Raw genomic sequence first — 17,831 nt, 5'->3', positions numbered from 1 at the left:
TCGACATGAACCCGACACCAGCAATCCAGATCGCCGGACTGACCAAGTCCTACGGCGACGTACACGTCCTCCAGGGCGTCGACATGAGCGTCGAGCAGGGGAGCATCTTCGCCCTCCTCGGCTCCAACGGCGCCGGCAAGACCACGACCGTGAAGATCCTGACCACGCTGCTCAAGGCGGACGGTGGCCAGGCGACGGTCAACGGCTTCGACGTGGCGACCCAGGCCAACGACGTACGTAGGTCCATCAGCCTCACCGGCCAGTTCGCGGCCGTCGACGAGATCCTGACCGGTCGCGAGAACCTCATCCTGATCGCCAAGCTGCTCCGCGAGAAGAACCCGGGCGCGGTCGCCGACGAGCTACTCGCGCGGTTCTCGCTCACCGAGGCCGGCAACCGCAAGGTCGCGACGTACTCCGGTGGCATGCGTCGCCGGATCGACATCGCGATGAGCCTGATCGGCAACCCGCCGGTGATCTTCCTCGACGAGCCGACCACCGGTCTCGACCCGGAGGCCCGGATCGAGGTGTGGCAGGCGGTCAAGGAGCTCGCCGAGAGCGGCACGACGGTCCTGCTCACCACGCAGTACCTCGAAGAGGCCGAGCAGCTCGCCGACCGGATCGCGATCCTCCACGAGGGCCGCATCATCGCCAACGGAACCCTCGCCGAGCTCAAGGCGATGTTCCCGCCGGCCAAGCAGGAGTACGTCGAGAAGCAGCCCACCCTCGAGGAGATCTTCCTCGCCATCACCAGCAAGTCCAACGGCACGTCCGCCAGCACGAACAACGTGAAGGAGTCACGATGACCACCCGATTCTTCGGCGACACCGCCGTCCTGCTCGGCCGCTCCCTGCGACACATCGGCCGCAGCCCCGACACCATCGTCACCACCGCGATCACACCGGTCGCGATGATGCTCATGTTCGTGTACGTCTTCGGCGGCGCGATCGACACCGGCTCGCACGAGAGCTACGTCAGCTATCAGCTACCCGGCATCCTGTTGATCACCATCGCCTCCGGCATCGCCTACACCGCCTACCGTCTGTTCCAGGACAAGAACGGCGGCATGTTCGACCGGTTCCAGTCGATGCCGATCGCCCGATCCGCGGTGCTGTGGGGTCACGTGCTGACCTCGGTGGTCGCCAACATGATCTCGCTGGTCGTGGTGGTGCTGGTCGCCCTGCTGATGGGCTTCCGCACCGGCGCGAGCGTGCTCGACTGGCTCGCGGTCGTCGGCATCCTGGCCCTGTTCACCCTCGCGCTGACCTGGCTCGCGGTGATCCCGGGCCTGACCGCCGGCACGGTCGAGGGAGCCAGCGCGTTCTCCTACCCGCTGATCTTCCTGCCCTTCCTCAGCTCGGCGTTCGTGCCGACCGACACCATGCCCGGCCCGGTGCGAGCCTTCGCCGAGCACCAGCCGGTCACCTCGATCGTCGACTCCATCCGGGCGATCTTCTCCGGTCAGGAGCTGGGCAACGAGCTCTGGATCGCACTGGCCTGGTGCGTCGGCCTCCTGGTCGTCGCGTACGTCCTGGCCACCAGCGCCTACCGCCGCAAGTTCGCCTGACCGATCCGAACGATCCGAGCGATCCGACAAATTCATAAGACAGCGACGGCTGGTCGAGGGCACCATTCGGGGATGCTCACGATCAGCCAGCTGGCGTCCTACGCCGGGGTCACCGTTCGGGCCGTGCGTCACTACCACGCCAAGGGGTTGCTGGTGGAGCCCGAGCGCGACCACTCGGGATACCGGCGCTACGACGCCGCTGCTGTGGTCGACCTGATCAAGATCCGCATCCTCGCCGACGCCGGCGTCCCGCTCTCCCGTGTCAAGGAGCTGCTGGACGCCGGCGACGACGATTTCAAGAAGGCGGTCGCCGAGATCGACAAGCGCCTGCGTCTCGAGATCCGAGAGCGCCAGGGCCACCGCGAGCGGATCGCCCGGCTCGTCCACGGAGACGGGCTGGCCCTCCCGCCCGAGGCGGTCGCCTACCTGGAACGGATGCGGGAGCTCGGCATCCCGGAGCGGATGATCGAGGGCGAACGCGACGCCTGGATCCTCGTCGCCGCGCAGCAGCCGCAGAGCATGGAGGCCTTCATCCGCAACAAGGTCGGCCAGCTCGACGACCCCTCCGTCGTGGAGACCTATCGCGAGATGGAGGCCATGCTCGACTGGGAGCCGGGCGACCCCCGTCTGGAGACCATCGCCGACCAGATCGTCGCCCAGATGGACGCGGTATCCGACGAGGACTGGGTCGCCTACGTCGACGGCGACCAGGCCATGCCCGACGAGCTCGCCGCCCTGCTCGACGCCATGTTCGTCGAGCAGGTCCCCGTCGCCCGCGACCTCATGCGTCTGGTCGAGAAGCGCGGTTACACCGGCTGGACCAAGCTCGAGCGCATCAACAAGTAGACGACGTACGCCGCTTCGGCCGCTCCGCCTGCGGCGGGCCGGCTCGGGCTCAGGAGCGGGCGATCCCGAGGAGGTCGCGCACGAGCCCGGCGGGCGGCCGCGCCCCGCCGACCCACACGGCCCGGAACTCCCGGGACAGGTCCAGCTCCGCCACCGGCACGCTGACGAGCGTTCCGAGATCGAGGTCGGCCTGAGACGCTCGGCTCGACACGAACGCCGGTGACCCGCCGGCGCGTACCGCGGCGAGGATGGCGGCGTTCGTCGCGAACTCCACCTCCGGGTCCGCCAGCCGCGCGCCGATGGCGGCGAGCGCAGACTCCACGACGGCGCGCGTGCCGGACCCACGCTCGCGCGAGGTCAGCGGCCGGGTAGCGAGCTCGCTCGCGCTGATCCCGGACCGACGGCGGGCCCAGCGGTCGTCGGGCGCTGCGACCAGCACGAGCTCGTCGAACCCGACTCCCGTGGTTGCGAGCCCCTCGGTGTCGACCGGGCCCTCGACGAAGCCCAGGTCCGCCTCCCCGTGGCGTACGGCGGCCACGACGTCCTCGGAGTTGGCGGCGCGCAGGCTCACCGCCACCCGCCGCTGCTGCCTCAGACGTACGAGCCAGCGGGGGAGCAGGTATTCGGCGGTCGTCATCGAGGCGTGCACGTGCAGCTCGTCGGAGCGACCGCGGCGCAGCGTCTCCAGGGCGTTCTCGATCTCGTCGGCGCGTTCGAGCAGGTCACCGCTCCACTCGACCAGCAGCTTGCCCGCCTGGGTCAGCTCCGATCCGCGGTGGGCGCGCTGCACCAGGACCAGACCGACCTGGGTCTCCATCGCCCGCAGCCGCTCCGAGGCCGACTGCTGCGAGATCCCCGCCGCGCGGCCCGCGGCGCCGATGCTGCCCAGCCGGGCGACGTCGGTGAGCAGCCGGAGCGACGGCAGATCGGGCAGCATGGTCACAGAATATCCTTGTGAGTCCACAGCGAACCGGGTGCTACCGGCGCCCGCCGCGGGCGCCGAGCATGGAGGCATGAGCCTTCCGTACGGTCCGAACTGGTACGCCGCCACCATGGGGACCGGCATCGTCGCCGTCGTGCTTCCGGGCCTTCCCTTCCAGGTGCCGGGAGCGACGCCGGTCGCGCTGGCGTTCTGGGTGGCGGCGAGTCTGCTGCTGACGGCCACGGTGGCGGTGATGCTCGTCAGCCTCCGCCGGGATCCCGCGCTGCTTCGCCGCCACTACGACGATCCGGTGATGTCGCACTTCTACGGAGCCCCGGCCATGGCGCTCATGACGGTCGGCGCGGGCGCGGTCGGGGTCGGCAGGGACGTCCTCGGCGCTTCGGTCGCGTTGGGGCTGGGTGCGGTGCTGTGGAGCGTGGGCACGGGCCTCGGTCTGTGGACCGCGGTCGCCGTGCCCTACCGGGCGATCACCCACCACCAGGTCGGCGACGACAGCTCCACGGGAGGCTGGCTGATGCCGGTCGTACCGCCGATGGTGTCGGCGACGACCGGCGCTGCCCTGGTGCCGCACGTCGCGGCCGGCCAGGCCCGCGAGACCCTCCTCATGGTCTGCTACGCCTTCTTCGGCCTCACCGTCGTCGCCGGGTTCCTCGTGCTCAACCAGCTCTGGCAGCGACTCGTCCGCCACGGTGCCCTCGCCCCCGCGACACTGCCCACCGTCTGGATCGTGCTGGGCTTCCTCGGGCAGTCGACCACCGCGGTTCACCATCTCGGCGACCTCGCGCCCGCCGTGGTGCCCGACTACGGCCACGCGCTCAGCATGCTCGCGGTCTGCTACGGCGTCCCGGTCTGGGGCTTCACGGTGCTGTGGACCGTCCTGGCGCTCGCCCTGACGGTGCGGCAGGCCCGCGACGGTCTCCCCCTGGCGCCGACCTGGTGGTCGTTCACGTTCCCGATCGGAACCGTCGCGACGGGCAGCAGCGCCCTCGCCTCCGCAACCGGCCTGGCCCTCTTCGAAGTCGGCGCCGGACTCGCGACGCTCGGGCTGCTGGTGGGCTGGCTCGCCGCTGCGTACGCGACGGTTCGCCTGTTCACCCGTGTGACGCCACCGGCGCCGGAACGCGACCTGCGCCTCCCCGGTGTCGAGCTCGCGTTTTCAGGGCCGCGGAGCAGGAGGGTGACAGGATAGGAAGATCTCCCGACGCAGAGAGGACCGACGACATGCCCGACTACGTCGCAGCCATCGACCAAGGCACCACGAGCACCCGCTGCATGATCTTCGACCACGGTGGCAAGGAGGTGGCCCGCCACCAGCTGGAGCATCAGCAGATCCTGCCGAAGGCCGGCTGGGTCGAGCACAACCCGGTGGAGATCTGGGAGCGCACCAGGGCGGTGATCCAGATCGCGCTCGGGAGCAAGGGCCTGACGGACAAGGACATCGCCGCGCTCGGCGTCACCAACCAGCGCGAGACCACCGTGGTGTGGAACAAGAGGACCGGACGGCCCTACTACAACGCGATCGTCTGGCAGGACACCCGCACCGACCGGATCGCCTCCGCCCTCGACAAGGACGAGCGTGGCGACATCATCCGCCGCAAGGCAGGGCTCCCGCCCGCGACGTACTTCGCCGGAGGCAAGATCCAGTGGATCCTGGAGAACGTCGACGGTGTCCGCGAGGCAGCGGAGAACGGCGATGCCATCTTCGGCACCACCGACAGCTGGATCGTCTGGAACCTGACCGGTGGCCCCGCCGGGGGAGTGCACGTCACCGACGTAACCAACGCCAGCCGCACGATGCTGATGGACCTCGAGACCCTCGACTGGGACGACGAGCTCCTCGGCTTCTTCGACATCCCGCGCCAGATGCTCCCCGAGATCCGGCCCTCCTCCGATCACAACGCCTACGGCACCACGCTGGAGAGCGGTCCGCTCGGCGGAGAGGTCCCGATCACCGGCATCCTCGGCGACCAGCAGGCGGCCATGGTCGGCCAGGTCTGTCTGGATGCCGGCGAGGCCAAGAACACCTACGGCACCGGCAACTTCCTCCTCCTCAACACCGGCCAGGAGCTCGTACGCTCCCAGAACGGCCTCCTCACGACGGTCTGCTACCAGTTCGGCGACCAGCCACCGACGTACGCCCTGGAGGGCTCGATCGCCGTCACCGGCTCCGCCGTGCAGTGGCTGCGTGACCAGCTGGGGGTGATCAGCAACGCCACGCAGGTCGAGGCGCTGGCCAAGACGGTCGAGGACAACGGCGGGGTCTACTTCGTCCCGGCGTTCTCCGGTCTCTTCGCCCCCTACTGGCGCTCGGACGCCCGCGGCGTGATCGTCGGCCTGTCCCGGTTCAACAACAGCGGCCACATCGCCCGCGCGGCCCTGGAGGCGATCTGCTACCAGAGCCGTGACGTCGCCGAAGCGATGGAGAAGGACTCCGGCGTACGCCTCGAGGTCCTCAAGGTCGACGGCGGCATCACCGCCAACGAGCTGTGCATGCAGATCCAGGCCGACGTCCTCGGCGTCGAGGTCAGCCGTCCGGTCGTCGCCGAGACCACCGCCCTCGGTGCCGCCTACGCCGCCGGGCTCGCCGTCGGTTTCTGGAAGGACACCGACGAGCTCCGCCAGAACTGGAACGAGTCCAAGCGCTGGACGCCCGCTTGGACCGAGGAGCAGCGCGAGACCGGGTACGCCGGCTGGCGGAAGGCCGTCGACCGCACGCTCGACTGGGTCGACGTCGACTGACGGCGTCGTTTCAAAACCGCCTGTTTGGGGTATGTGCGGGGCGACCCTTCGGACGTACGTTGCGAGTGGGCCCGGCCGGGGCCCAGGACCTGCCTCGACCGGTCTGTTGGCAAACGACGACCGAGGAGGCAGCGATGTTCATCCAGATGATTCAGGGCCCCTGCACCAAGCAGGACGAGGCCCACCAGTTGCTCGACGAGTGGCGGCGCGATCTGGCGCCGGGCGCGACCGGGTGGCTGGGCGGCACCTACGGATTCACCGACGACGGCCAGCTGATCGGGGTGGTCCGCTTCGAGTCCCGTGAGGCGGCGATGGCCAACTCAGGCCGCCCCGAGCAGGGGGAGTGGGCCGCGAAGATGGCCGAGGTCATGGACGGGCCGATGGAGTTCCACGACTGCGACGACGTCACGCTGCTCTTCGACGGCGGCTCCGACGACGCCGGGTTCGTGCAGATCATCCGTGGCCGGGTCGACGACACGAGCCGACTCAAGGCGATGATGACGACCGACACTACCCAGCTGCACGAGATGCGCCCCGAGATCCTCGGCGGCACCCTCGCGATCGAGGCGGACGGCAGCTTCGTCGAGACGATCGCGTTCACCAGCGAGGCCGAGGCCCGCAAGGGCGAGCAGATCGAGCCCCCGGAGGACGTACGCCGCGAGCTCGACTACGCGATGCAGGGCGCGACGTACTACGACCTCCACCGCCCCTGGTTCGAGAGCGCCTGAGGAGGCCCGCGATGTTGACCGACAGCAGTGTGAGGGCGAACATCCCGGCCGCCGACCTCGGGCGGGCACGCCGTTTCTACGCCGACAAGCTCGGACTCGAGCCGAGCGAGGAGAGCGACGGCTGGCTGGTCTACACGACAGCCGGCGGGACGTCCTTCCACCTCTACGAGACCGAGCAGGCGGGCAAGGCCGGGCACACGATCGCCCAGTTCCACGTGGCCGACGTCCGCAAGGAGACCGAAGCCCTACGCGCCAAGGGGGTCAGCTTCGAGCACTACGACATGCCCGGAATGACCTGGGACGGTGACGTCGCCGGCCTCGGTGAGGCGGGACATGCCGCCTGGTTCAAGGACAGCGAGGACAACATCCTCTGCATCGACGACGCGGTGCCTGCCTGAGGGGGATGACCGAGGGGCTCGGCTCAGCCGGGTCCCTCGCCCGCACCGACGTGCTGAGCCAGGTACGCCTGCAGACCCACGCGATCGATCGCGTCGAGCTGGGCCTCGAACCAGTCGGCGTGCTTCTCCTCGTCGCGGACCATCTCCTCGAAGACGGCCGCGGTGCCGTGGTCGCCGAGCTCGTGGCATTCCTTGGCGCCGGCGTTGAACTGCGCGACCGCGGCGCGCTCGCTCGCCAGGGCCAGGGAGAGCATCTCCTCGGCGGTCTCACCGACCTGGATGGCGTTGAGGCGCTGCACGTTGGGGTGGCCGTCGAACATCAGGATCCGGTTGATCAGGTCGTCGGCGTCGCGCATCTCGTCGATGGAGAGGTCGTAGAAGACCTTGCCGAGCTTGGGCAGGCCCCAGTTGTCGAGCATCCGAGCATGCAGGAAGTACGTGTTGGTGACCGTGAGCTCGAATGTGAGCGCCTCGTTGAGGAGCTCGACGACGCGTGGATCGACTGGCTGCATGACCTACCTCCGGTAACGGGATCTTTCCCGATACTCGCATGGCACCCCGGGAGTGAGGACAGACTCAGTTTGTGACCGGTTGCGTACGTCAGCTCGCGGCGCCGTCGGCCACGAGGTGCGAGCACTCCTGCTCGAGATGCTGGCTGACCAGCTTCTTCACCGAGAAGATGCACGAGCCGCAGTCCTGAGCGGCTCCCGTCGAGCGGCAGATCGCACTGACCGTGCGCGCCCCGTCGGCCAGCGCAGCGTCGACGTCACGGTCCGTGACGACTCGGCACTGGCAGACGATCATGCGATTAGGTTAGCCGAACCTAATCAAGAAGACGAGCGGGCGACCCAATTCTTACCTTCGGTCCTGTCGCGGCCATTCACATTCTCCCGGTATGGTCCAGGTCACACCGTCGCTCCCGCCCTCGGAGGATCTCTTGCGCATCGCAGTCATCGGCACCGGCTTCGGCGGCCTGGCCGCCACGATCGAGCTCAAGAAGCGCGGCCACGACGACATCGTCGTGTTCGAGAAGGCCGGAGACGTCGGCGGTGTCTGGCGCGAGAACACCTACCCGGGCGCCGCCTGCGACGTACCTTCCAGCCTCTACTCCTACTCCTTCGAGCCCAACCCGCACTGGCCCCACAAGTTCTCCCGCCAGCCCGCGATCCTCGACTACATCCACCGGGTCGTCGACAAGTACGACGTACGCCGCCACATCCGGTTCCACACCGAGGTGACCGCCGCCCGCTGGGACGACGAGTCGAAGACCTGGCAGCTCGAGCTCAGCACGGGCGAGACGGAGACGGTCGACCTGTTCGTCCCCGCCGTCGGCCAGCTCTCCCGGCCCTCGATCCCGAACATCCCCGGCGCCGACACGTTCCGGGGAGAGGGCTTCCACTCCGCCGAGTGGAACCACGACCTGAGCCTCCACGACAAGCGGGTCGCGGTGATCGGCACCGGCGCCAGCGCCATCCAGTTCGTGCCCGAGGTGCGCAAGGACGCGGCGCAGGTGCTCCTCTTCCAGCGCTCGGCGCCCTATATCGTCCCGCGCAAGGACTTCGAGCGCACCGACGCCGCCAGTCCGATCCCGCAGCTCCTCAACCGCGCGAAGATCTGGGTCCAGGCCGAGTGGCTCACCACGTCCTTCCACGTCAAGCCGTTCGGTGCGGTCATGCGGGCCTGGTCCAAGCGCCACATGAAGGCGCAGACCGCGGCGAAGCCGGGGCTCTTCGAGAAGGTCTGGCCCGACTATCCGTTCGGCTGCAAGCGCATCCTCTTCGCCGACGACTACCTGCCGGCCCTCGCCCAGCCCGACGTGGACGTGATCACCGACGACATCGTCGAGATCACCCCGACCGGCGTGACGACCGCCGACGGGCAGCACCACGAGGTCGACGTGATCATCTGGGGCACCGGCTTCAAGGCCACCGACTTCCTCGCCCCGATGACGATCACCGGCACCCAAGGCCGCGACCTGCACACTCATTGGAAGGACGGTGCCCACGCCTACCACGGCATGACCGTCCCGGGTTTCCCCAACCTGCTGATCATGTATGGCCCCAACACCAACACCGGTGGCGGCTCGATCATCTTCTTCCTGGAGACACAGGCCCGCTACCTCGGCCGGTACGCCGACCACGTCGCCGACGCCGGCCCGCTCGAGGTGCGGGCGGAGGTCGAGGAGGCCTACGACGCCCGGATCCAGGACAAGCTGGCCGACAGCGTCTGGAGCAAATGCACCTCCTGGTATCGCGAGCGGAACGGCCGCATCACCACCAACTGGCCCAGCATCTCGGCCCATTACCGCCGCAGCGCCAGCTACGACAAGGCCGACTACACGCCGGCCTGAAACGATCTGATGGGTCATTGTGACCATCTTGTGCATTCCCTAATTCGTGTGTGAGGCCACATACTCGAAGGGATGACTACCTCAACCCCCCGGCGGCGACACTTCGCCGCGAGTCCTTTCAAGGCAGATCCCGAGCCGGTCATTGAGCAGTTCGAGTCAGGGGACCTGGTTTCCCACGACTCCTTCGGCCTGGGTCGGGTCGTCAACAAAGAAACGGCCGCAGTCACTGTCGACTTCGGTCCCCGACTGGTGCGTATCGCCAGCCCCTTCCCCAAGCTTTCCAAGCTCTGACCACGGTCTGAGCTGCACGAGAATCGCCCTCCCCGAGCCTTGCTCGGAGAGGGCGATCTCGTTTGTGAAGGACCTACCTCCGTTTCACCGGGTAGGCCGCGTCGACCTCGACCTCGACGAGCCATCCGTCGACGGGCAGGTTCTCGATCTCGAGCGCGAACCGCGACGGCCGGGCAGGATTGACGACCATCGGAGCCGCCGGCGCAGCTGTGCCGAGCGGCACCGGGATCGCCTCGCCGGTCGAGACCGACGTGTTCGCGAAGAACTGCCGGTAGGCCCGGTTCCAGCCCGCGAAGTCCATCTTCGCCTCGCCCGCGGGGTTCTGCAGGAAGACGCGCATCGTGATCACGTCGTCGTAGGAGAGCCCGGCCGCCTCGAGGTTCTCCCCGATCCGGCGCAGCACGTTGATCCCCTGGGCCTCGGTGATGGTCACGCCCGGCGGCAGCTCACCGCCCGGGAACACCGCGGTGTCGATGTAGGCCGCCTCGCCGCTCGCCCCGGTGTTGAGCCGGGACGGACCGAGTCCGCTGGTCTTGTAGATCGCGGCCTCCGGCCCGATCGCGACGCCGTTGGCGATCGACGGGTTGTCCTGTCCCGCGGGCAGCACCGAGATCGTCTCCCCGCCACGCGGCGGGAAATCCGACCACTTGCTCCCGGCGACCGCCGCCGTCGGAGCGACCAGAGCCGCGGTCAACCCGACCACAGCCACCACCTTCGTACGCGGCGACATCATGCCGTCACCCGCGCGTGCAGCTTCTCGACGGCTGCCCGGGCAGCCGTGATCGCGCCGTGCTGCCAGGCCACGGAGTGGCTGAGGTGGTCACCGGCGAAGTACGTGTTGCCGGTGGCGTCCAGCAGCCGCGTGTAGAGCGGATCGGTGTCGGCCATCGTCGAGTAGGCCCAGGCTCCCTCGGAGAACTTCTGCGACTTCCAGTCCTGGCTGTAGGAGGCGGTGATGCCCTTGCCGTAGACGTCCCCGAAGATCTGCTTGCCCATGTCCACCGCTCGCGAGAGCCGCTGGGCGGGGCTGAGCGCACCGTAGGCGTCGGCCGCGCTACCGGTGTTGTAGTAGCCGATCATCGTGCCCTTGTCCCCGTTGAACCCGTACGACGGGTGCCACAGGTTGCGCAGGTCGAGGCGGGTGTTGGTGATGCCGCCGTAGATCCGGAAGTCCTCCTCCCACCAGCGCCGGTCGTACTCGATCCCGATCTTGCCGGCGTTCGACGGCCCGAAGGACTTCAGGCTCGCGGTGATGTCGGCGCCGAGGTTGTGCTGGACCTTGGCCGCGATGTTCGGCGGCATGCAGTTGATCGCGAAGTCCGCCTTGATGGTCTCGGTCCTGCCGCGAGCCTTGTAGGCCACGGAGACGCCGGTCGAGGTGTTGTTCCACTCGATGACCTCGGCCCCGTAGCGGATGTTGCGTGCCCCGATGGCCTGGGCGAACGCGTGGGGGATCGCGTCCATGCCGCCGACCGGCTGGTACATCATCATCGCCTGGTCGTAGCCGAACTCGAAGGAGAAGTACTGACCCAGCCCGGCGGCGAGGACGGCACTCATCGAGTTCGGTGCGACCTCGGTGCCCGACTCCTGGCCGGCCCCGGGCTCGACCGTGTAGCCCGCGCGGCTGGAGCCGGTGTAGGCGTACCCCTCCGCCTTGGAGCCGAGGTCGCCGAAGTTCCTCAGGAAGGCGATCAGCGCCTCCTTGTCGGCGGCGGTCAGCTCCTCGTCCAGGGCACCCTTGTCGGTCGCCTTCGCGAGCAGCTCGGAGACATAGCCGTACGTGTCCGCCTTGGCGTGACGCATCTGCACCGCGCCGATGCCGTGGTCGCCGGGGTAGTAGAGCAGTGCGTTGGCGTTCTGGTTGGTGAACGCCTCGATCGGGACGCCCAGCTCCTTGCAGTAGTCCAGCGTGATGTGGCTCTGCGGCAGCCGCCCCGGCCCCGCGTTCATGTACTGACCCTTGGAGAACCCGGCCACCTGCGTGACCCCGTTCAGATCGGTCACCCGGGTCCCGCCGCGCACGGTGAAGTTGCGACCGCCCGGCCGCTCGCGCCCCTCGAGCACCGTGACCTTGTAGCCACCCTTGAGCAGCTCGTACGCAGCGGTGAGCCCGGCGATCCCGCCGCCGAGGATGACCACCGACTTGCTGCCGGCCCGGGCGAGATCGGAAGGCTTGGGAGGAGTGAAGCTGGGGGTCTCCGCGGCGTGAGCCGAGGTGAGCCCGAGAGCACCCATGCTGTGCAACATGACTCCCGCGCCACCGGCGAGGCCGACATTGCGCAGGAAGTTCCGACGTGACTGAGTCTGCGTCATGTGGGGTATCCAATCTGTTGGGGACGCCCCGAAACGTAGGAAGCCTTTGTTGCACCGCGATTGCAATTGCGTCTCACTGGAATGCGCATTCCTGAACTGGCGAGTAGTCCTAGGATCGATCCGTGACCGTCACCATCCGCGATGCAGCTCCCGCCGACGTACCCGAGATCCTCCGCCTCGTCCACGCCCTGGCCGTCTACGAGAAGGAGCCCGACGCCGTCGAGGCCACGGAGGTCGACTTCACCGCGGCGCTCTTCCCTGAGTCCGGCACCCCGACCACCCGCTGCCTCATCGCTGAGGTCGAGGGCACGATCATCGGCATGGCGGTCTGGTACGTCACCTTCTCCACCTGGACGGGCCGCAACGGCATCTGGCTCGAGGACCTCTTCGTCGACCCGGCCCACCGCGGCGCCGGCGCCGGCAAGGCTCTCCTCGTACGCCTCGCCGAGATCTGCGTCGAGAACGACTGGCGCCGCCTCGAGTGGTGGGTGCTGACGTGGAACGAACCGTCGATCGCCTTCTACCGCTCCCTCGGGTCGGTCCCGCAGGACGAGTGGGAGGTCCACCGCATCGACGGCGCCGCGCTGAAAGAGCTGAGCGCCGCCGGCGGTAGCTGACCTCAGGCGTACGCAGCGGCGAACCGCCGAGCCCACTCCCCGAAACCGCGTGCCGGCCTGCCCAGCACCTCCTCGACGTGCGGGCTGACCGCCCGCTCGTCGGCGGTCGGCTGCCCGAGGATGGCGAGCGTCCCCTCGACCACCTCCGGCGGCATGAACGCCGACATCTGGCGGCGTGCCTGCTCCGGGGACAGCTCGACGAACTCCAGCGGACGCCCGGTCGCCGCGGCGATCTCCTCGACCCGTTGCCGCGGCGTGGTCGCGGTGGGACCGGTGATCTCGTACATCCGCCCCGAGTGACCGTCCTCGGTCAGAGCCACCGCGGCGACCTCGGCGATGTCGAGGGGATCGACGACGGGAAGCGCGACATCTCCGTACGGCGCGTGGACGGCGTTCATCTCCTTGATCATCGGCACCCACGCGAGCGCGTTGCTCGCGAAGCCACCGGGGCGCAGGATCGTCCACTCCATCGCCGAGCCCCGCACCGCCTCCTCGAGCTCGGCGAGCGGTGCGTGCGACGGCGTCCCCGGCCGGGTGCCGACGGCCTGCGAGGACAACAGCACCACGCGGCGTACGCCTGCCGCCTCGGCGTGCTTCATCAGTGCCGGTCCGTCGACATGAGCGCCGGCGCCGCTGACCAGCAGGAACAGCGCCTCGGCACCCGAGAGGGCGGGCGCCAGGGTCGCGACGTCGGAGAGGTCGGCCACCGCGGTGACGACTCCGGGACGGGAGGGCAGTGCCGCCGACGTCGCGCGCGAGACTGCCGTGACGCTGTGCCCGGCGTCGGCCAGCAGTTCGACCAGCGGTCCTCCGACGTTCCCCGTCGCTCCTGTGATGACGATCATCGAGGTCTCCATTCATGAGTTGAGATCTGGTTTCGGACGACGTTAGATCCCTCGATACAGTGGGTTCCCCAAGGTAAGTATTGGAGCGAGATGACCTGGCGACCGAGCGCTGACGAGCCCGTGGAGGCATGCCCGATCACCCCGGCGGTCGAGCTGATCTTCAGCCGATGGACCACCCCGATCCTGTGGACGCTGCACGAGTTCGGGACCCAGCGCTTCGTGGAGCTGGAGCGCCGACTCGGCACGATCTCCTCGAAGGTGCTGACCCAGCGCCTACGCCAGCTCGAGCGCGACGGCCTCGTCGAGCGCCGCTACCACGCCGAGGTGCCACCCCGGGTGGAGTACGACATCACCGACCTCGGCCGCAGCCTGCAGCCGGTCTTCGCCGCCGTCGGCAACTGGTCGGAGGCGAACATGCCGGCCGTGGAGACGGCGCGGCAGGCCTACACCGGTCCGCTACCCCGCTGAGGCCGGCTCCGGGGCAGCCCCCGGCCCGGGCAGCACGTCGATGTCATCGGCATGCATCGGCTCGCCGCAGTGCGAGCACCGCAGGTCGACCCGCCCGATCTCCCCGCACGCGTGATGCCGGTAGAGCACGGGCGGCCCGGCCTCGCCCGCGAGCCACTTGTCACCCCACCCGACCATCACCATCAGCACGTCGACGAGCTCGCGCCCCTTCTCCGTCAGCACGTACTCATAGCGCGGCCGGTTGTCGTACGCCTGCTTCTCCAGCACCCCGTGCTCGACCAGATGCCCGAGTCGCTCGGTGAGCACCTTCCGCGAGATCCCGAGATCCGCCTGGATCTGGTCGAAGCGGTTCATGCCGACCCAGATGTCGCGCAACACGAGAGGCGACCACGGCTCCCCGATCACATCGAGCGTCCGCGCGATCGAGCAGGCCATGTCACCGAAGTTCGTACGTTGCATGCCCCGAATCTACCATTTGGGGTTCCCTGAAGGAACTCCGAGTGTTACGGTCACAGAGTCTCTTCAGGAAACTCCGACCTCAGGGAGCGATCATGAGCAAGGTCCTCGCAGCACTCTCGGTCTCAGTCGACGGCTTCATCACCGGACGTGGCCCCGGCCCCGGTCGCGGCCTGGGGGACGGTGGGGTCCTCTTCGACTGGTACTTCGACGGTGACACCCCCAGTCAGGTCAACGACGGCTTCAAGCTCTCCGAGCCGAGCGCCCGCGTCTTCGACGCCCTGGCCGCACGCGACGGGGTCAGCCTCGCCGGCCGCAACACCTACGACGACTCCGGCTGGGACACGGGAGGAGCACCGCATCCCACGGCTCCGCTGGTCGTGCTCTCCCACCGTCCGGCGCCTGCGACGCACGCCCGGCAGACCTTCGCCACCACCATCGAGGACGCGATCGCTCTCGCCAAGGAGCAGGCCGGCGGCAAGGACGTCGGACTCATGGGCGGTGGCGTCGTGACCGAAGCACTGCGGGCCGGCCTCGTCGACGAGATCGTCCTCCACCAGATCCCGGTGCTCCTCGGCGCCGGCCGCCGCTTCTTCAACGAGCTCCCCGATCACATCTCGCTCGAGATCGTCGACGTCGTCCCCGCCCCCGGCGTCACCCACCTCCACTACCGCGTCATCCGCTGATTCACAGCAAGGAGAAGACCGATGATCAACCCCGACGTACGCCCCTTCCTCGAGGGGACCGCCCTGGCCCATGTCGCCACCATCGGACCCGACGGCGCCCCGCGCACCTCCCCGGTCTGGATCGGCACCCACGGCGACCACGTCGTCTTCCTCACCGGAAACCGCGGCCGCAAGTACCGCAATCTCCATACCGACCCGCGGATCGCGCTCTCCCTGGCGCCGCAGGAGAACGACTTCATGCCGGTGATCCTCCGCGGCCGCGTCGTCGGCTGGGTCGAGGACGACACGCGCTGGGAGATCATCGACGAGCTCGCCACCCGATACACCGGCACGCCCTACCCCCGCGATGTCGACGCGTACGGCGACCGTGCCGTCGCCCTGATCGACCTCGACTACCAGCACATCGGCGTCGGCTGAGCCGGCCGCCGGTTCAGTTCTCCCCGAGGACGGTCGCGACGAGTCCCTCGACCTCCTCCGTACGCAGCGGCACCGGCGTCATCAGCCGCCGATAGAACACCGCGCCGGCCAACGCCTCCGCCGCCCGCTCCGGATCCCCGACATCCTGCCCCGACTCCCGCAGCCGGGTGAGTGCATCGACCAGCCGCGTACGCCGCTGCGCGCTGTAGCGGTGGTGCAGCTCCCGCAGGCCTGGGTCGCGCTCGGCGCCGTCGAGCACGGCGGGGAGGCAGTCGGACATCAGTGACGACTGCATGGCAGAGGCGAGATGGGCGACGATCGCGACCACATCGGCGCGCGGGTCCCGCCCGCCGGCTTCCGGGCGCGGCTGAACGTTGAGCGTCTCCATGGCCGCAGCGACCAGACTGAGCCGGTCGTGCCCCAGCCGGTAGATCGTGCTCCGGGCGACGCCGGCACGGGTCGCCACCCCGTCGATGCTGAATCCGCCGTATCCCCGCTCCGCGAGCTCCGCCAGCGCCGCTTCGAGCACTCTCTCCCGGCTGCGCACCACTCGGGGATCCGTACGCCCTTGACGAGAAGCCATGTGCGGAGCCTACTATGCAACAGTAGTGTTGCAGAGAGGAGAGACAGATGATTCCAGGATTCCGCTACATCGTCGACGACATCCCTGCCGCCGTCGCCTTCTACCGCGAGCTCGGGTTCGAGGACGTCGGTCCGAGAGCCGGCGGCTTCGCGATGCTCGAGGGTCACGGGCTGCGGCTGATGCTGAACACCCCTGGTGCCGGCGGCGCAGGGCAGGCCGCCGACGACGGCAAGGTGCCGAGCCCCGGTGGCTGGAGCCGTATCCAGCTCGAGGTGGCCGATGTCGACCAGGAGCTCCGTCGTCTGAGTGAGGCCGGAGCTCGGGTACGCACCAGCCGCATCGATGGCCGGGGCGGCGCCCAGGCCGTGGTCGAGGACCCGGCCGGCAACCCGGTCGAGCTCTTCACGCCCGCCTGACCGGTGGTCACGAGGCCCCTGGTGCCGGGTGGAGCAAACGGCCCACGGGGCCTTGTGTCGGGGGTCTAGAGTGGGGCCCAGAACATCGCACGAAAAAAGTTGCCCTGGCGATTTGAAACGGCGTCAGGGTGTGTGTAGTGTTCTCCGAGTCGCCAGGGTGCGGCGGGAAGCAAGCGCGAGTCTTCGGGCGGGCTTCCGGCCCCGGAGCGGCCACCTCCACTCTTCGAGCATCGCTCGAGCCAGGGTGTTCTAGATGTTGATCTTCGAATCGGCGAAAGAACCTCAAGGTCTGGTTCAACCAGATCAGTACGGCCATGGGTGGGACCGGTTGAAGCGATAAACACCGCGGGTTTCCCGAATTGGTGATTAGAGCGAAAGCCACTAAAGTCCTCCAGGACTGAGGCGGATAAGGCTTCAAACTTTCAGCAAGAAGGCGCGGAAAGCGCCGAATTGCGAAAGCGAGAATAGCTCCGCTAAAGTTCTGAAAGACAAAGCAGAAACACAACTGCTAATCCAGCGGAAAGCGCGAAAGCGCCGAGTTGGTAAAGCGAGAGTGGCTCTGATAAAGTCTGCGGGGCAGGACCGGAAGAAGGCTTCTGGAGCTGGCAAGGAAACGCGAGAGCGGCGAATTGCGAAAGCGAAAGAGTGCCTGATAAGGTTCAGCACGAAGCAGAAACAAGCAGAACAAAATGAAATAGCCGCCGGACTGGCTGAGACGGATGTCTGAAATCTACCGGTGTGCGTGTGATTCTTGAGAACTCAACAGTGTGTCATAGTCGACGAATTAGTTTGTTATGCCCCGTCGACCACATCCCAAGGGGATGATGGTTGATGGTTTCTTTGACAATTGATTCTGGCAAACACGATCTTTGATCGTATGTCAGTGTCTCCTGTCAGGGCATCTCTTTTTCCAGACGCGGTGTTTGCACGGTGTTTGGTGTTGTTTTTCAACGGAGAGTTTGATCCTGGCTCAGGACGAACGCTGGCGGCGTGCTTAACACATGCAAGTCGAGCGGAAAGGCCCTTCGGGGTACTCGAGCGGCGAACGGGTGAGTAACACGTGAGTAATCTGCCCCAGGCTCTGGGATAGCCACCGGAAACGGTGATTAATACCGGATACGACAACCGATTGCATGATCTGGTTGTGGAAAGTTTTTCGGCCTGGGATGTG

The 17,831-nt window shown here is 67.7% G+C and carries 22 protein-coding genes and 1 rRNA gene; 15 read left to right on the top strand and 8 right to left on the bottom strand.

Annotated elements, in window-relative coordinates; all coding sequences use genetic code 11:
- The first annotated feature begins 5 nt into the window (after positions 1–5).
- From ACIO3S_RS00115 to ACIO3S_RS00105, 3 genes are all read left to right on the top strand, one after another.
- Entirely contained in the window at positions 6–803 is a 798-nt protein-coding gene (locus tag ACIO3S_RS00115) for an ABC transporter ATP-binding protein (protein ID WP_400458354.1), read from the top strand.
- Positions 800–1,564, top strand: a complete 765-nt coding sequence (locus ACIO3S_RS00110) for an ABC transporter permease (RefSeq protein WP_350717659.1) — start codon at positions 800–802, stop codon at positions 1,562–1,564. Before ACIO3S_RS00115 ends, ACIO3S_RS00110 begins: the two co-directional genes overlap by 4 nt.
- Before the next feature lie 72 nt (positions 1,565–1,636).
- Positions 1,637–2,410 (top strand): MerR family transcriptional regulator, encoded by a 774-nt coding sequence (locus ACIO3S_RS00105; RefSeq protein WP_400458352.1) that lies wholly within the window; start codon positions 1,637–1,639, stop codon positions 2,408–2,410.
- A 49-nt stretch (positions 2,411–2,459) separates the two neighbouring features.
- On the opposite strand, the gene ACIO3S_RS00100 is transcribed toward ACIO3S_RS00105, so the two are convergent.
- The gene (locus tag ACIO3S_RS00100) at positions 2,460–3,347 is read right to left on the bottom strand and encodes a LysR family transcriptional regulator (RefSeq protein WP_400461035.1); all 888 of its coding nucleotides are present in this window, start codon (positions 3,345–3,347) and stop codon (positions 2,460–2,462) included.
- Between the two features lie 76 nt (positions 3,348–3,423).
- Between ACIO3S_RS00100 and ACIO3S_RS00095 the strand changes: the two genes are divergently transcribed.
- The 4 genes from ACIO3S_RS00095 (at position 3,424) to ACIO3S_RS00080 (ending at position 7,218) form a co-directional block, all read left to right on the top strand.
- Positions 3,424–4,542 (top strand): TDT family transporter, encoded by a 1,119-nt coding sequence (locus ACIO3S_RS00095; protein ID WP_400458351.1) that lies wholly within the window; start codon positions 3,424–3,426, stop codon positions 4,540–4,542.
- Positions 4,543–4,574: 32 nt separating this feature from the next.
- Positions 4,575–6,092, top strand: coding sequence for a glycerol kinase GlpK (gene glpK / locus ACIO3S_RS00090; protein WP_400458349.1), 1,518 nt, complete (start codon positions 4,575–4,577; stop codon positions 6,090–6,092).
- A gap of 134 nt (positions 6,093–6,226) precedes the next feature.
- A complete protein-coding gene (locus ACIO3S_RS00085; protein ID WP_400458348.1) occupies positions 6,227–6,820 on the top strand; it encodes a hypothetical protein in 594 nt (197 codons plus the stop codon).
- Positions 6,821–6,831: 11 nt separating this feature from the next.
- Positions 6,832–7,218, top strand: coding sequence for a VOC family protein (locus ACIO3S_RS00080; RefSeq protein ID WP_350837829.1), 387 nt, complete (start codon positions 6,832–6,834; stop codon positions 7,216–7,218).
- Positions 7,219–7,241: 23 nt separating this feature from the next.
- On the opposite strand, the gene bfr is transcribed toward ACIO3S_RS00080, so the two are convergent.
- Positions 7,242–7,730, bottom strand: a complete 489-nt coding sequence (gene bfr / locus ACIO3S_RS00075) for a bacterioferritin (RefSeq protein WP_400458345.1) — start codon at positions 7,728–7,730, stop codon at positions 7,242–7,244.
- 88 nt (positions 7,731–7,818) lie between these two features.
- Complete coding sequence (locus ACIO3S_RS00070) at positions 7,819–8,022, bottom strand: (2Fe-2S)-binding protein (RefSeq protein WP_160026189.1); 204 nt, start codon at positions 8,020–8,022, stop codon at positions 7,819–7,821.
- A gap of 133 nt (positions 8,023–8,155) precedes the next feature.
- Here ACIO3S_RS00070 and ACIO3S_RS00065 point away from each other — a divergent pair, with 133 nt between their 5' ends.
- Both ACIO3S_RS00065 and ACIO3S_RS00060 read left to right on the top strand, forming a co-directional pair.
- Positions 8,156–9,568, top strand: coding sequence for a flavin-containing monooxygenase (locus ACIO3S_RS00065; protein WP_400458343.1), 1,413 nt, complete (start codon positions 8,156–8,158; stop codon positions 9,566–9,568).
- A 72-nt stretch (positions 9,569–9,640) separates the two neighbouring features.
- A complete protein-coding gene (locus tag ACIO3S_RS00060) occupies positions 9,641–9,859 on the top strand; it encodes a hypothetical protein (RefSeq protein WP_141790972.1) in 219 nt (72 codons plus the stop codon).
- A 73-nt stretch (positions 9,860–9,932) separates the two neighbouring features.
- On the opposite strand, the gene ACIO3S_RS00055 is transcribed toward ACIO3S_RS00060, so the two are convergent.
- Together ACIO3S_RS00055 and ACIO3S_RS00050 are read right to left on the bottom strand one after the other, a co-directional pair.
- Complete coding sequence (locus tag ACIO3S_RS00055; protein ID WP_400458341.1) at positions 9,933–10,562, bottom strand: Rid family hydrolase; 630 nt, start codon at positions 10,560–10,562, stop codon at positions 9,933–9,935.
- Between the two features lie 26 nt (positions 10,563–10,588).
- Positions 10,589–12,172, bottom strand: coding sequence for a flavin monoamine oxidase family protein (locus ACIO3S_RS00050; RefSeq protein WP_400458340.1), 1,584 nt, complete (start codon positions 12,170–12,172; stop codon positions 10,589–10,591).
- A 122-nt stretch (positions 12,173–12,294) separates the two neighbouring features.
- On the opposite strand from ACIO3S_RS00050, the gene ACIO3S_RS00045 reads away from it, so the two are divergent.
- Entirely contained in the window at positions 12,295–12,789 is a 495-nt protein-coding gene (locus tag ACIO3S_RS00045; RefSeq protein ID WP_400458338.1) for a GNAT family N-acetyltransferase, read from the top strand.
- Positions 12,790–12,791: 2 nt separating this feature from the next.
- On the opposite strand, the gene ACIO3S_RS00040 is transcribed toward ACIO3S_RS00045, so the two are convergent.
- On the bottom strand, positions 12,792–13,634 hold the full coding sequence (locus ACIO3S_RS00040; RefSeq protein ID WP_400458336.1) for an NAD(P)H-binding protein: 843 nt from the start codon (positions 13,632–13,634) through the stop codon (positions 12,792–12,794).
- Between the two features lie 90 nt (positions 13,635–13,724).
- Between ACIO3S_RS00040 and ACIO3S_RS00035 the strand changes: the two genes are divergently transcribed.
- Positions 13,725–14,102, top strand: coding sequence for a winged helix-turn-helix transcriptional regulator (locus tag ACIO3S_RS00035; protein WP_400458334.1), 378 nt, complete (start codon positions 13,725–13,727; stop codon positions 14,100–14,102).
- Here the strand turns inward: ACIO3S_RS00035 and ACIO3S_RS00030 are convergent.
- On the bottom strand, positions 14,091–14,561 hold the full coding sequence (locus ACIO3S_RS00030; RefSeq protein WP_160026196.1) for a helix-turn-helix domain-containing protein: 471 nt from the start codon (positions 14,559–14,561) through the stop codon (positions 14,091–14,093). The two genes, ACIO3S_RS00035 and ACIO3S_RS00030, sit on opposite strands and share 12 nt — an antisense overlap.
- A gap of 92 nt (positions 14,562–14,653) precedes the next feature.
- Between ACIO3S_RS00030 and ACIO3S_RS00025 the strand changes: the two genes are divergently transcribed.
- Positions 14,654–15,244 (top strand): dihydrofolate reductase family protein, encoded by a 591-nt coding sequence (locus ACIO3S_RS00025; RefSeq protein ID WP_400458332.1) that lies wholly within the window; start codon positions 14,654–14,656, stop codon positions 15,242–15,244.
- 21 nt (positions 15,245–15,265) lie between these two features.
- A complete protein-coding gene (locus ACIO3S_RS00020) occupies positions 15,266–15,661 on the top strand; it encodes a TIGR03618 family F420-dependent PPOX class oxidoreductase (RefSeq protein ID WP_400458330.1) in 396 nt (131 codons plus the stop codon).
- 13 nt (positions 15,662–15,674) lie between these two features.
- Here the strand turns inward: ACIO3S_RS00020 and ACIO3S_RS00015 are convergent, their stop codons facing one another.
- Entirely contained in the window at positions 15,675–16,244 is a 570-nt protein-coding gene (locus tag ACIO3S_RS00015; RefSeq protein ID WP_400458328.1) for a TetR-like C-terminal domain-containing protein, read from the bottom strand.
- A gap of 47 nt (positions 16,245–16,291) precedes the next feature.
- Between ACIO3S_RS00015 and ACIO3S_RS00010 the strand changes: the two genes are divergently transcribed.
- Both ACIO3S_RS00010 and ACIO3S_RS00005 read left to right on the top strand, forming a co-directional pair.
- Positions 16,292–16,660, top strand: coding sequence for a VOC family protein (locus ACIO3S_RS00010; protein WP_400458326.1), 369 nt, complete (start codon positions 16,292–16,294; stop codon positions 16,658–16,660).
- A 947-nt stretch (positions 16,661–17,607) separates the two neighbouring features.
- A 16S ribosomal RNA gene (locus ACIO3S_RS00005) occupies positions 17,608–17,831 on the top strand; the annotation flags it as partial.

The sequence above is a fragment of the Nocardioides sp. NPDC087217 genome (genome assembly GCF_044744805.1).
GTDB lineage: Bacteria > Actinomycetota > Actinomycetes > Propionibacteriales > Nocardioidaceae > Nocardioides.
This window is presented reverse-complemented; position numbering and strand designations above follow the sequence as displayed.

What these genes read in the sequence shown, in the direction of transcription:
- ACIO3S_RS00115 (WP_400458354.1), top strand. Translation starts at nt 6, where the DNA reads ATGAACCCGACACCAGCAATCCAGATCGCCGGACTGACCAAGTCCTAC.
- ACIO3S_RS00110 (WP_350717659.1), top strand. Translation starts at nt 800, where the DNA reads ATGACCACCCGATTCTTCGGCGACACCGCCGTCCTGCTCGGCCGCTCC.
- ACIO3S_RS00105 (WP_400458352.1), top strand. Translation starts at nt 1,637, where the DNA reads ATGCTCACGATCAGCCAGCTGGCGTCCTACGCCGGGGTCACCGTTCGG.
- ACIO3S_RS00100 (WP_400461035.1), bottom strand. Translation starts at nt 3,347, where the DNA reads ATGCTGCCCGATCTGCCGTCGCTCCGGCTGCTCACCGACGTCGCCCGG.
- ACIO3S_RS00095 (WP_400458351.1), top strand. Translation starts at nt 3,424, where the DNA reads ATGAGCCTTCCGTACGGTCCGAACTGGTACGCCGCCACCATGGGGACC.
- glpK (WP_400458349.1), top strand. Translation starts at nt 4,575, where the DNA reads ATGCCCGACTACGTCGCAGCCATCGACCAAGGCACCACGAGCACCCGC.
- ACIO3S_RS00085 (WP_400458348.1), top strand. Translation starts at nt 6,227, where the DNA reads ATGTTCATCCAGATGATTCAGGGCCCCTGCACCAAGCAGGACGAGGCC.
- ACIO3S_RS00080 (WP_350837829.1), top strand. Translation starts at nt 6,832, where the DNA reads ATGTTGACCGACAGCAGTGTGAGGGCGAACATCCCGGCCGCCGACCTC.
- bfr (WP_400458345.1), bottom strand. Translation starts at nt 7,730, where the DNA reads ATGCAGCCAGTCGATCCACGCGTCGTCGAGCTCCTCAACGAGGCGCTC.
- ACIO3S_RS00070 (WP_160026189.1), bottom strand. Translation starts at nt 8,022, where the DNA reads ATGATCGTCTGCCAGTGCCGAGTCGTCACGGACCGTGACGTCGACGCT.
- ACIO3S_RS00060 (WP_141790972.1), top strand. Translation starts at nt 9,641, where the DNA reads ATGACTACCTCAACCCCCCGGCGGCGACACTTCGCCGCGAGTCCTTTC.
- ACIO3S_RS00050 (WP_400458340.1), bottom strand. Translation starts at nt 12,172, where the DNA reads ATGACGCAGACTCAGTCACGTCGGAACTTCCTGCGCAATGTCGGCCTC.
- ACIO3S_RS00040 (WP_400458336.1), bottom strand. Translation starts at nt 13,634, where the DNA reads ATGATCGTCATCACAGGAGCGACGGGGAACGTCGGAGGACCGCTGGTC.
- ACIO3S_RS00035 (WP_400458334.1), top strand. Translation starts at nt 13,725, where the DNA reads ATGACCTGGCGACCGAGCGCTGACGAGCCCGTGGAGGCATGCCCGATC.
- ACIO3S_RS00030 (WP_160026196.1), bottom strand. Translation starts at nt 14,561, where the DNA reads ATGCAACGTACGAACTTCGGTGACATGGCCTGCTCGATCGCGCGGACG.
- ACIO3S_RS00025 (WP_400458332.1), top strand. Translation starts at nt 14,654, where the DNA reads ATGAGCAAGGTCCTCGCAGCACTCTCGGTCTCAGTCGACGGCTTCATC.
- ACIO3S_RS00020 (WP_400458330.1), top strand. Translation starts at nt 15,266, where the DNA reads ATGATCAACCCCGACGTACGCCCCTTCCTCGAGGGGACCGCCCTGGCC.
- ACIO3S_RS00015 (WP_400458328.1), bottom strand. Translation starts at nt 16,244, where the DNA reads ATGGCTTCTCGTCAAGGGCGTACGGATCCCCGAGTGGTGCGCAGCCGG.
- ACIO3S_RS00010 (WP_400458326.1), top strand. Translation starts at nt 16,292, where the DNA reads ATGATTCCAGGATTCCGCTACATCGTCGACGACATCCCTGCCGCCGTC.